Source organism: Micromonospora sp. RB23 (genome assembly GCF_053585025.1).
This window is the reverse complement of sequence record NZ_CM132111.1, coordinates 852426-863662: the sequence shown is the minus strand read 5'-3', so window position 1 is coordinate 863662 and position 11237 is coordinate 852426. Positions and strand designations below refer to the sequence as shown.

At 71.8% G+C, this 11237-nt stretch carries 9 protein-coding genes; 1 reads left to right on the top strand and 8 read right to left on the bottom strand.

The features are described 5' to 3' along the window. Positions 1–19: 19 nt before the first annotated feature. The 7 genes from ACTFTM_RS03965 to ACTFTM_RS03935 all read right to left on the bottom strand — a co-directional run bounded on the left by ACTFTM_RS03965 (position 20) and on the right by ACTFTM_RS03935 (position 9467). Entirely contained in the window at positions 20–700 is a 681-nt protein-coding gene (locus tag ACTFTM_RS03965) for a response regulator (protein WP_449564499.1), read from the bottom strand. Further along, positions 697–3249, bottom strand: a complete 2553-nt coding sequence (locus tag ACTFTM_RS03960; protein WP_449564498.1) for a DUF4118 domain-containing protein — start codon at positions 3247–3249, stop codon at positions 697–699. The genes ACTFTM_RS03965 and ACTFTM_RS03960 overlap by 4 nt, the downstream gene beginning before the upstream one ends. Positions 3250–3321: 72 nt before the next feature. Next, on the bottom strand, positions 3322–4203 hold the full coding sequence (locus ACTFTM_RS03955; RefSeq protein ID WP_449564497.1) for a potassium-transporting ATPase subunit C: 882 nt from the start codon (positions 4201–4203) through the stop codon (positions 3322–3324). Continuing rightward, positions 4203–6377 carry a potassium-transporting ATPase subunit KdpB gene (kdpB, locus tag ACTFTM_RS03950; RefSeq protein WP_449564496.1) on the bottom strand — a complete coding sequence of 725 codons (2175 nt, stop codon included), beginning with the start codon at positions 6375–6377 and terminating at the stop codon, positions 4203–4205. Before kdpB ends, ACTFTM_RS03955 begins: the two co-directional genes overlap by 1 nt. Before the next feature lie 20 nt (positions 6378–6397). After that, positions 6398–8053 carry a potassium-transporting ATPase subunit KdpA gene (gene kdpA, locus ACTFTM_RS03945; RefSeq protein WP_449564495.1) on the bottom strand — a complete coding sequence of 552 codons (1656 nt, stop codon included), beginning with the start codon at positions 8051–8053 and terminating at the stop codon, positions 6398–6400. Further along, the gene (kdpF, locus tag ACTFTM_RS03940) at positions 8053–8142 is read right to left on the bottom strand and encodes a K(+)-transporting ATPase subunit F (RefSeq protein WP_036390805.1); all 90 of its coding nucleotides are present in this window, start codon (positions 8140–8142) and stop codon (positions 8053–8055) included. Before kdpF ends, kdpA begins: the two co-directional genes overlap by 1 nt. Positions 8143–8426: 284 nt before the next feature. Continuing rightward, positions 8427–9467, bottom strand: coding sequence for a TRM11 family SAM-dependent methyltransferase (locus ACTFTM_RS03935; protein WP_449564494.1), 1041 nt, complete (start codon positions 9465–9467; stop codon positions 8427–8429). A 72-nt stretch (positions 9468–9539) separates the two neighbouring features. On the opposite strand from ACTFTM_RS03935, the gene ACTFTM_RS03930 reads away from it, so the two are divergent. Then, positions 9540–10349 (top strand): zf-HC2 domain-containing protein, encoded by an 810-nt coding sequence (locus tag ACTFTM_RS03930; protein ID WP_449564493.1) that lies wholly within the window; start codon positions 9540–9542, stop codon positions 10347–10349. A gap of 26 nt (positions 10350–10375) precedes the next feature. Here ACTFTM_RS03930 and ACTFTM_RS03925 read toward each other — a convergent pair whose 3' ends face one another. Then, positions 10376–11017, bottom strand: coding sequence for a TetR/AcrR family transcriptional regulator (locus ACTFTM_RS03925; protein ID WP_449564492.1), 642 nt, complete (start codon positions 11015–11017; stop codon positions 10376–10378). Between the last annotated feature and the right edge of the window lie 220 nt (positions 11018–11237).

Below are 11237 nucleotides of genomic sequence, written 5' to 3'. Positions count from 1 at the left end.
CGCGCGCGGGTGTCAACGGTCAGGGGCGGTAGCGGTAGCCCATGCCCGGCTCGGTGATGAGGTGGCGGGGGCGGGCCGGGTCGTCCTCCAACTTGCGCCGGAGCTGGGCCAGGTACTGCCGCAGGTAGTTGGTCTCGTTCTGGTACTCCGGCCCCCACACCTCCTGGAGTAGTTGGCGTTGGCTGACCAGCTTGCCCGGGTGGCGCAGCAGCTTCTCCAGCACGCTCCACTGCGTGGGCGTCAGCTTGACCTCGGTGTCGTCGTCGGCCCACACGCGGTGGTCGGCGAGGTCGACGGTGTGCCGGCCGATCCGCAGCGCGGGCACGGCCTCGCTGGGCGCGCCGAGCCGCCGGGTCACCGCGCGGATGCGGGCCAGCAGCTCCTCCACCCCGAACGGCTTCGTCACGTAGTCGTCGGCGCCCGCGTCGAGCGCGGCGACCTTGTCCTCGCTGCCGGCCCGGCCGGAGAGCACGATGATCGGTACGGCGGTCCAGCCGCGCAGACCGCGGATCACCTCGACACCGTCGATGTCGGGCAGGCCGAGGTCGAGGACCACCAGGTCGGGCGGGTGGCTGGCGGCGGCCTTCAACGCGGCGGCCCCGGTGGCGGCGACGTCCACGTCGTACCGGCGGGCGCGCAGGTTGATCCGCAGCGCCCGCAGGATCTGCGGTTCGTCGTCGACGACCAGGATGCGCGTCATTCCTGCGGCTCCTCCGGGCTGCTCTGGGCGGCGGCGGGCAGCCGCAGAACCATGGTGAGCCCACCGCCGGGGGTGGTCTCGGGGGTGATGCTGCCACCCATGGCCTCGGCCAACCCCCGGGACAGGGCGAGCCCGAGGCCGACGCCGGTCTGGTTGTCCCGGTCACCGAGGCGCTGGAACGGCAGGAAAACGTGCTCCCACTGGTTTTCCGGGATGCCGGGCCCACGATCGATGATCCGCAGCTCGACCTGGCCGGCGTGCGCGCTGGCGGTGATCGTGGGCGGCTGATCGGGCGGGCTGTAGCGCAGCGCGTTGGCGATGACGTTGACCAGCACCCGTTCCAGCAGGCCCGGGTCGGCGGTGGCCGCGGGCAGGTCCGCCGGGATGTCCGTGGCGACCGTCGCGGCCGCCGGGCCAAGTTCGTCCAGGGCCAGGGGTACGGCGTCCTCCAGGCCGATGGTGGTCGCCGTGATGCCCAGGGCGCCGGCCTGGAGGCGGCTCATGTCGAGCAGGTTCGCGACCAGTCGGGCGAGACGGTCCAGCGACTCCTCGGCGGTCTCCAGCAGCTCCTCGCGGTCGGCCTCGTCGAACTCGATGTCGTGGCTGCGCAGGCTGGTCACCGCCGCCTTTGCCGACGCCAGGGGCGTACGCAGGTCGTGGCTGACCGCCGCGAGCAGCGCGGTGCGCATCCGGTCGGCCTCGGCGAGTGGCCGGGCGGTGGCGGCTTCCTCGGCGAGCCGTTCCTGGCGTAGCGCGACGGCGGCCTGGGCGGCGAACGCCTCGACGATCCGCCGGTCGGCGGCCTCCAACCGCCGGCCGCTGAGCACCACGGTGATGCGCTCGTCGACGGGTACCGCCGTCTCGCCGTCGTCGGGTGTGCAGGCCGGCTGCTCGCCGACGCTGGCCACGACGCACCAGGCGTGCTCCTCGCGGGCCCGCTCGGGACGGCCGCTCGCCTCCTCGGCCAGCTCCAGCAGGCTCACCGCGCGCAGTCCGAACGTCTCCCGGAGCTGGTCGAGCAGGGCAGCCAGCGGGCGTTCGCCGCGCAGCACCCCACCGGCGACGGCGGCGAGGGTCTGCGCGTCGGCGGCGGCGCGCGCGGCCTCGCGGGTCCGCCGGGCGGCCACGTCGACGATCCAGCTCACCGCGAGGGCCACTCCGACGAAGACGGCGAGCGCGAGCAGGTTGTCGGCCTCGGCGATGGTGAGCGTCCGGTAGGGCGGGGTGAAGAACCAGTTGAGCAGCAGCGACCCGCCGAGCGCGGCGACCAGCGCCGGCCACACCCCGCCGACCAGCGCGACCCCGACCACCCCGGCGAGGAACAGCAGGATGTCGTTGGTCAGGGTCAGGTCGGGCAGCGTCTTCAGCAGCAGGGTGAGCAGCGGCATGCCGAGCACCGCCAGGCCGAAGCCGAACAGCCGGCGACGTCGGGACAGCGCCGCCGGCACGGCCGCCGCCCGTCGGCCCTTGCCGGCCTGCTTGTGGGTGACCAGGTGTACGTCGATCGAGCCGGACAGCGCGGTGGTGGTCACCCCGACGCCCCGGGCGAAGACCTGTGCGAGGCGGCCCCGGCGGCTCGCGCCGAGCACCAGTTGGGTGGCGTTCACGCCCTGGGCGAAGTCGAGCAGCGCGGCCGGCACGTCGGTGCCGAGCACCTGGTGGTACGTGCCGCCCAGGCTCTCGACGAGCACCCGCTGGCGGGCGAGCTGGGCCGGGTCGGCGCCGGCCAGGCCGTCGCTGCGGGCCACGTGCACGGCGAGCAGGTCGGCGCCCTTGCTGCGGGCGGCGACCCGGGCGGCCCGGCGGATCAGCGTCTCGCCCTCCGGGCCGCCGGTCAGCGCCACCACGACGCGTTCGCGGGCCTCCCAGGTGGCGGCGATGCCCTGCTGGTTGCGGTAGCGGTCGAGCTGCTCGTCGACCTTGTCGGCCAGCCAGAGCAGCGCCAGTTCGCGTAGCGCGGTGAGGTTGCCGACCCGGAAGTAGTTGCCCAGCGCGGCGTCGATCTTGTCGGGACGGTAGATGTTGCCGTGCGCCATCCGCCGACGCAGCGCCTCCGGGGTCATGTCGACAAGCTCGACCTGCTCGGCCGCGCGGACGATCTCGTCCGGCACGGTCTCCCGCTGGGTGGTCCCGGTGATCTGCGCGACGACGTCGTTCACCGATTCCAGGTGCTGCACGTTGACCGTGGACAGCACGTCGATGCCCGCGTCCAGCAGCTCCTGGACGTCCTGCCAGCGCTTGTCGTGCCGGGAGCCGGGCACGTTGCTGTGGGCCAGCTCGTCGACGACGGCGATCTGCGGCCGGCGGGCCAGCACCGCGTCCACGTCCATCTCGGTGAACTCGACGCCCCGGTAGGTCATCGTCCGGCGCGGCACCTGCTCCAGGTCGCCGATCATCGCGGCGGTGTGCTGCCGGCCGTGCGTCTCCACGAAGCCGATCACCACGTCGGTGCCGCGCGCGGCACGCCGCTGGGCCTCCTCCAACATGGCGTACGTCTTGCCGACGCCGGGAGCGGCCCCGAGGTAGATGCGTAGTTCTCCGCGTGGCACGGGAACCATCCTCCCTGGTCAAGGTGGCGGGCGGGGCCGTGCCCGGTCGGCACGACCCCGCCCGCGATGTGCTCAGCGTGCGGCGAACTGCTTGTCGAGGGCGAGGTTGAGCTCCAGCACGTTGACGCCGGGCGCACCCATGAAGCCCAACCCACGGCCGTCGGTGTGTTCCTCGACCAGCTTGCGGACCGCCGCCGGGTCCGCGCCGCGCTCCCGGGCGACCCGGTTGACCTGCACCTCGGCGTACGCCGGGCTGATCTGCGGGTCGAGGCCGCTGGCGCTGGCGGTGACCGCGTCGGCGGGTACCGCCGGGTTGGCCGGCGCGTCCCCCCGGATCGGGGTGACCACCCCGCCGGCCGCGACGTAGTCCTCGCCGGGCTGGGCCAGCTCCACCGGCACCCCCTGGTACGAGGGAACGAACGGCGTGGCCGGGGCGACCTGGTTGACGCTGACCACCCGGGTGACCGGGCCGGTCAGACCGTCGGCGCGGAAGACCGCGAGGACCGCGCCCACCCCGTCGGCGGTGCAGTAGGGCCGGCTGCCGTCGACGCCGTTCAGCTCGCCGACGGCCTTGCTGCGCGCGCAGACCTGGGTGAGCAGGCTCTCGCTGGACTCCTCCGGGTCGGCGGCGATCGTGTCGACGACGCTCTCCGGTCCGAGGTTGCTGGCCGAGGTGGAGGTGGGGTCGTAGCCGTCGCCGGCGGCCGACGGGCGGGACTGGAAGTAGCGGGCGACGGGGTTGCCGTCCGCGTCGGTGAAGGACTGGCCGATCAGCGAGCTGCCGACGGTCGTGCCGCCCGAGGTGACCAGCGAGCCGTCCGCCTTGTGGTGCAGGCCGGGCAGCTGACCGAGCGCGACCAGGGCCAGCGGGTAGACGAGGCCGAGCAGCACCGTGAAGACGAGCAGGGCGCGCAGGGCGGCGAGGTGTTGGGCGATCCAGGTGGGTAGGCGCATCACGAAATCCCCGGGACGAACTGGATGAGCAGGTCGATGAGCTTGATCCCGATGAACGGCACGATGATGCCGCCCAGGCCGTACACCAGCAGGTTGCGGCTGAGCAGCTTCGACGCGGCGGCCGGCCGGTACCGCACGCCACGCAGGGCGAGCGGGATCAGCGCGATGATCACCAGGGCGTTGAAGATGACGGCGGACAGGATCGCCGACTCCGGGCTGGCCAGCCGCATGATGTTCAGGGCGTCCAGGCTCGGGTAGAGGCCGGCGAACATGGCCGGGATGATCGCGAAGTACTTGGCGATGTCGTTGGAGATGCTGAACGTGGTCAGCGCTCCCCGGGTGATCAGCAACTGCTTGCCGATCTCCACGATCTCGATGAGCTTGGTCGGGTCGGAGTCGAGGTCGACCATGTTGCCGGCCTCCTTGGCGGCCGACGTGCCGGTGTTCATGGCGACGCCGACGTCGGCCTGGGCGAGCGCCGGCGCGTCGTTGGTGCCGTCACCGGTCATCGCGACCAGCCGGCCGCCCTCCTGCTCCCGCTTGATCAGCGCGAGCTTGTCCTCCGGCGTCGCCTCGGCCAGGAAGTCGTCCACCCCGGCCTCGTCGGCGATGGCCTTCGCGGTACGCGGGTTGTCGCCGGTGATCATCACGGTCCGGATGCCCATCCGGCGCATCTCGTCGAACCGCTCGCGCATGCCGGACTTGACGACGTCCTTGAGGTGGATGACGCCGAGCGCGCGGGCCGGCTCACCGTCGACGTGCTCGGCGACGACGAGCGGGGTGCCGCCGGTGCCGCTGATCGCGTCCACGATCTCGCCGACCTGCTCGGTCGGGTGGCCGCCGTTCTCCCGTACCCACTTCATGACGGCCGCGGCGGCGCCCTTGCGGACCCGGCGGCCGGCGCCCGACGCGCCGCCGTCGACGCTGGCGTCCGGGGTCAGGTCGACGCCGCTCATCCGGGTCTGCGCGGTGAACGGTACGAAGGTGGCGTGCGGCATGACACCGGGCTCCCGCTCGCGCAGCCCGAACTCGTTCTTCGCCAGGACGACCACCGAGCGCCCCTCCGGGGTCTCGTCGGCCAGGCTGGAGAGCTGGGCGGCGTCCGCCACGGTGGCGGCGTCCACCCCCTCGACCGGGACGAACTCGGCGGCCTGCCGGTTGCCCAGCGTGATGGTGCCGGTCTTGTCCAGCAGCAGGGTGTTGACGTCGCCGGCCGCCTCGACGGCCCGACCGCTCATGGCCAGCACATTGCGCTGGACGAGGCGGTCCATGCCGGCGATGCCGATGGCCGACAGCAGCGCGCCGATGGTGGTGGGGATCAGGCACACCAGCAGCGAGACCAGCACGACCCCGGTCACGCCGGAACCGGTGATCGCCCCGCTGTCCGGCGCGGCGGCCTGGTACGCCTTGGAGAAGATGGCGAGCGGCTGGAGGGTGACCACGGCCAGCAGGAAGATGACCGTGAGCGCGGCGAGCAGGATGTTCAGCGCGATCTCGTTCGGGGTCTTCTGCCGGTTGGCACCCTCGACCAGGGCGATCATCCGGTCGATGAAGCTCTCCCCCGGCCTCTGGGTGATCTTCACGATGATCCGGTCGGAGAGCACCTTGGTGCCGCCGGTGACCGCGCTGCGGTCTCCGCCGGACTCGCGGATGACCGGGGCCGACTCGCCGGTGATGGCCGACTCGTCGACGCTGGCGATGCCCTCGACGATGTCGCCGTCGCCCGGGATGATCCCGCCGGCCTCGACCAGGACGACGTCGCCCTGGCGCAGTTCCGGCGCGGGCACCGCCTCGTCGCGGTAGGTGTTGGCCCGCGCGCCGGGCTTCCAGTCGACCAGCCGGGTGGCGATGGTGTCCTTCTTCGCCTGCCGGAGTGTCGCGGCCTGAGCCTTGCCCCGGCCCTCGGCGACCGCCTCGGCCAGGTTCGCGAAGATCACGGTCAGCCACAGCCAGGCGGTGATCGCCCAGGCGAACACCGACGGGTCGGTCACCGCCAGGACGGTGGTGAACGCCGCGCCGACCTCCACGATCAGCATCACCGGGTTGCGCCACAGGGTGGCCGGGTTGAGCTTGCGGACGGCGTCCGGCAGGGACCGGACGAGTTGCTGGGGGTCGAGCAGTCCCCCGCCGATCCGGTTGCCGCCGGCGGCGAGTTGCCCGGATGTCACGGACATGTCCTCGTTCCTCATGATGTTCAGAGCCCCTCTGCCAGCGGGCCGAGCGCGAGCGCGGGCAGGAAGGTCAGCGCGACGAGGACCACCGTGACGCCGACGACCATCCCGATGAACAGGGGTCGGTGGGTCGGCAGGGTGCCCTCGGACGCGGGGGTGGGTGCCTGGCGGGCCAGCGATCCGGCCAGCGCGAGCACGAAGATGAGCGGCAGGAACCGGCCCAGCAGCATGCACAACCCGAGCGCGGTGTCCCACCAGGTGGTGTTGACCGTGATGCCGCCGAAGGCGGACCCGTTGTTGTTGCTGGCCGAGGTGAACGCGTACAGGACCTCGGAGAGGCCGTGCGGGCCGACGTTGAGCGCCGTGGAGTTGTTGCCGGTGGCGAACGCCGCGGCCGTGCCGACGAGCACCAGGATCGGCGTGATCAGGAAGTAGAGCGAGGCGAACTTGATCTCCCGCGAGCCGATCTTCTTGCCCAGGTACTCGGGGGTGCGACCGACCATCAGACCGGCCACGAAGACCGTGATCACCGCGAGGATCAGCAGGCCGTAGAGGCCCGAGCCGGTGCCGCCCGGCGCGACCTCGCCGAGCATCATGTTGACCATCGTCATCATGCCGCCGAGCGAGGTGAACGAGTCGTGGAACGAGTTCACCGCTCCGGTCGAGGTGAGCGTGGTGGCGGCGGCGAAGGTGGCCGAGTTCGAGACGTCGAACCGCACCTCCTTGCCCTCCAGCGCCGCGCCGACCGCCTGCGGCACCGTGCCGTGGCCGGCCAGTTCGAAGACGTTGGTGATGGCGACGCTGAGGAAGGCGAGGATGCCCATCACCGCGGCGATGGCGTAGCCCTGCCGGTTCTGCCCGACCATCCGGCCGAAGACGCGGGGCAGGCTGAACGGGATCAGCAGGAGCAGGAAGATCTCCAGCCAGTTCGTCCAGGTGGTGGGGTTCTCGAACGGGTGGGCGCTGTTGACGTTGTAGAAGCCTCCGCCGTTGGTGCCCAGCTCTTTGATCACTTCCTGGCTGGCGACCGGGCCGCCGGTGATCGTCTGGGTGCCGCCGGTCAGCGTGCTCACGTCGGTGCCGCCGGAAAGGTTCTGCACCACCCCGCCGATCATCAGCACGATGGCGCCGAGCACCGCGAGCGGCAGCAGGATGCGCAGCACGATCCGGGTCAGGTCGACCCAGAAGTTGCCGAGCTGCCCGGTGCGGCTACGGGCGAAGCCGCGCACCAGCGCGACCGCCACCGCGATGCCGACCGCCGCCGACACGAAGTTCTGCACGGCCAGGCCGGCCATCTGCACCAGGTGGCCCATGGTCGACTCACCCGAGTACGACTGCCAGTTCGTGTTCGTCACGAACGACACGGCCGTGTTCCACGCGCCGTGCGGCACCACCGGGTCGAAGCCCAGCGACAGCCACAGGTGGTTCTGCACCCGCTGGAACAGGTACAGGAACAGGATCGAGACGGCCGAGAACGCGAGCACGCTGCGGGCGTACACGCCCCAGGTCTGCTCGCCGGCCGGGTTGACCCCGACCAGACGGTAGATCCCCCGCTCGATCCGCGACTGCTTCGTGCCGGAGACGGCCCGGAACATGTAGTCGCCGAACGGCTTGTAGACGGCCACCAGGGCCGCCACCAGCGTCAGCACGAAGATGACGCCCGCTGTTGTCATGGTCATCAGAAGCGCTCCGGGAACAGCAGGGCGAACACCAGGAACGCGCCCAGGACGATCGCGAGCACCAGACCGACGGCGTTGACCGCGTTCACAGCTTCTCCACCGCCCGGACCACCAGGGCGAGCACTGCGAACAGCGCCACCGTGAGGACCACGAACACCACGTCAGACACGCTGACTCCTCTTACCGGAAAGGTTCGTCGCGACCGCCTTCCGATCGCGCCCGGCAAGCTAAGCCCCGGTGACCGCCGCGCGGCACGGGTCATAACGCGACCGTGACGGGGGTGCGCCTTTTCTTGACGCGGTTTTCACGCCCGCGTCTGATCAGGTGAAACGCGGCACAGAACCGAGGTGGAGACGGAGAGGAGCCGGGCCGGTCAGGCCGGGCGGCGGGCCACCAGCACGTCGCGCATGATCGACTGGTCCACCCGGTGCCGCAGCGCGCGGTAGGGCTCGTCGTCGACCACGGCCAGGCCGGCGTCGGCCAGGGCCGCCGCCGCGTCGTCGCGGCTCGCGACGTGGGTGTTCCACGAGATGCCGAGCGCGCCGCCGGGTCGCAGCAGCCGCGCCCAGACCGGCGCGGCGTCCGCGAGCAGCGCCAGCGGGTCGCGCGACAAGCCCTTGTCGGCGGTACGACTGCCGTGCTGTACGCCGTACGGGGCGTCAGCGACCACCAGGTCGACCGTCTCCGGCCGGAAGAACTCGCCCGCGCGGGTGGTGTCGGCGTTCACCACGTCCAGCAACTGCGTGCGGCCCGCCTTGTGCTCCTCGCGGGTCGGGGCCAACTCGATGCGTACCCGCCGGCCGACCACCTTGCGCTCGCGGCGCACCGGTCCCGATTCCAGCACCCGGTGCTTCACGCGCTTCTGCTTCAACCAGGTGGTGACGAACGCCCGGTACGCCTCGACGTCCTTCTGGTCCCGCTCGATGCCGGCCGCGTCGAAGCCGTACATCAGAGCCTGGTTGAGGGTGGTGCCCCGACCGCACAGCGGGTCGAGCACCCGGAACCGGCGGTCGGTCAGCTCGCCGGCCCAGTCCGACGCGAGCAGGGTGACGTTGAGCAGCAGCTTGGTGAACTGCTCGTTGGTCTTGCCCGCGTACTTCTGGATGGTGAGCAGGTCGTCGTCGTACCGGTCGAGTCGACTCCACTCGACCGGGCGCAGCAGGTCACCGACGATCTCGAACAACGCATACCCGGCGGAGAGGTTGCCCAGGACGGCCAGGTCCCGCTCGGTCAGCCCGTCACCCGCGAACGTGACGTACGTCGCGCCGCCGACGACCTCGGTGTCCAGCTCGCCGATCCGACCGTCGAGCGCCGATCGGCCGAAGATCTCCAGCTCGGCGCGGGTGAGGTCGATGGCGGAGCGGGCGTACACCCGGTTGGTGGCGGGCAGGATCAGCAGGCCGTAGCGCGTCATGATCGGGCGAGTATTCCACAACGGGTGACGACGGCCGGGAACCGGAGCGACGCACGGACCGACTACCCACACATGGGGTGTGAGCAGTGGCGGGAGATCCTGTCCGCGCAGTTGGACGGGGAGGAGACCGCCGCCGAACGGGCGGCGGCGCAGGGGCACCTGGACGAGTGCGCCACGTGCCGGGCGTGGTTCGCGACGGCGGCGGCGGTGACGCGCCGCGTTCGTACCCGATTGGTCACCGATGTCCCCGACCGGACCGACGCGATCCTGGCCGCCATCGGCGGCGCTGCCGGCGCGGCTGACGCGCCCGCGGCCAGCCGGTCGCGGTGGCGGCCCCACGTGCCCGGACGCGGCGCCCTGGTCGTCGGGCTGCGCGCGGCACTCGGGCTGCTCGGCGCGGTCCAACTGGTGCTCGGCCTGGCCCAGGTGGGCCGGGGAGAGACCGCGGACCACCTGCACGCCTCCGGCCAGCACCTGTGGCACGAGTCGGCCGCCTGGAACGTGGCGGTCGGGGCCGGCTTCCTCTTCGTGGCGGTACGCCGGAGCCCGCCGTCGGGCCTGCTGCCGATGCTCAGCGCCTTCGTCGGCACGCTGCTGCTGCTCTCGGTCAACGACCTGGCGACCGGTTCGGTGAGCGGGGAACGGCTGGTCAGCCACGGCTTCCTGGTGGTCGGTTACCTGATCACCGTGCTGCTGTCCCGCCCCGGGCTGCGTCCCGGCGGGCCCGCCCCGCAGCGGCAGCCGACGCCGTCGCGCTGGCGATTCGGCACCGACGAGGGCGAACGGCCGCTGCGGGTGGTCAACGCGGGGGCGTACCCCGCGCAGGCCGCCGACCGGCACGCCGCCCCGGCCGCGCGGACCGGCGACCGTCGGGCCGCCTGATCCCACGACCGGCACGCGCCGACGCCCTAGACCTCGCGCGCCAGTTCCTCGGCCGCGATGACCTGCGGGATGACCTGCTCCACGATCGTCAGCAGCGTGGTGGCGAGCAGCAGGTGCACCTGGGGGCGGGTGAGCGCGCCGCGCTGGAGCCACTCCCGGGCGGTCGAGGTGGCCAGCCCGCAGTACGCCCGGACCATCCCGCGCAACTCCTCGTGCTGCTCGGCCTCGCCCGCCAGGCCGACGGCGACGAGCATGCGGTCCGCGGCGACCTCCTCGGCCTCGGCGAGCACCCGCTCCACATCGGCGTCGCCGCCCATCCCCCGCGCGGTGACCGCCGCCAGCCAGGACGTGCTGTGTCGGGACACCACGTCGAGGAACCACGAGACGCTGGCGTCGACCCGGGTCCGCAGATCCCCCTTGGGCAGCCGTTCGAGGGCAACCTCCGGAATGGTCACCATCACCCGGACGACCTCCAGGTAGAGGTCCTTCTTCGTGCCGAAGTAGTGGTTGACCAGCCCTCGCGCGACGCCCGCCTCCCGGGCCACGTCGGTGGTCGACACGTCCCCGTACGGCCGTTCGCCGAACAGCCGGACCGCACAGGCCAGGATCTGGCCGCGCCGGGCGTCCGGCTCCAACCGGCGACGGCGAGGAGCGGTCTCGACACTCATCTGCCCGACCCTAGTTGCACCCGCCCGGTCGACTGCCGTTGATTACCGGGAGTAATCAGCCGATACGGCTATTCCCGGGAAATAAACCAATCGTCCAGAGTGCCGCATTAGCATCTTTCGAGCCCCATCCTGGCGGCGTGCCCCAAGGGCCGGCCAGGGCACCACGGCGCGGGCGACGGCCGGCATGCCGGCTGCCACCTGGCGCATCACGCAAGGGAGC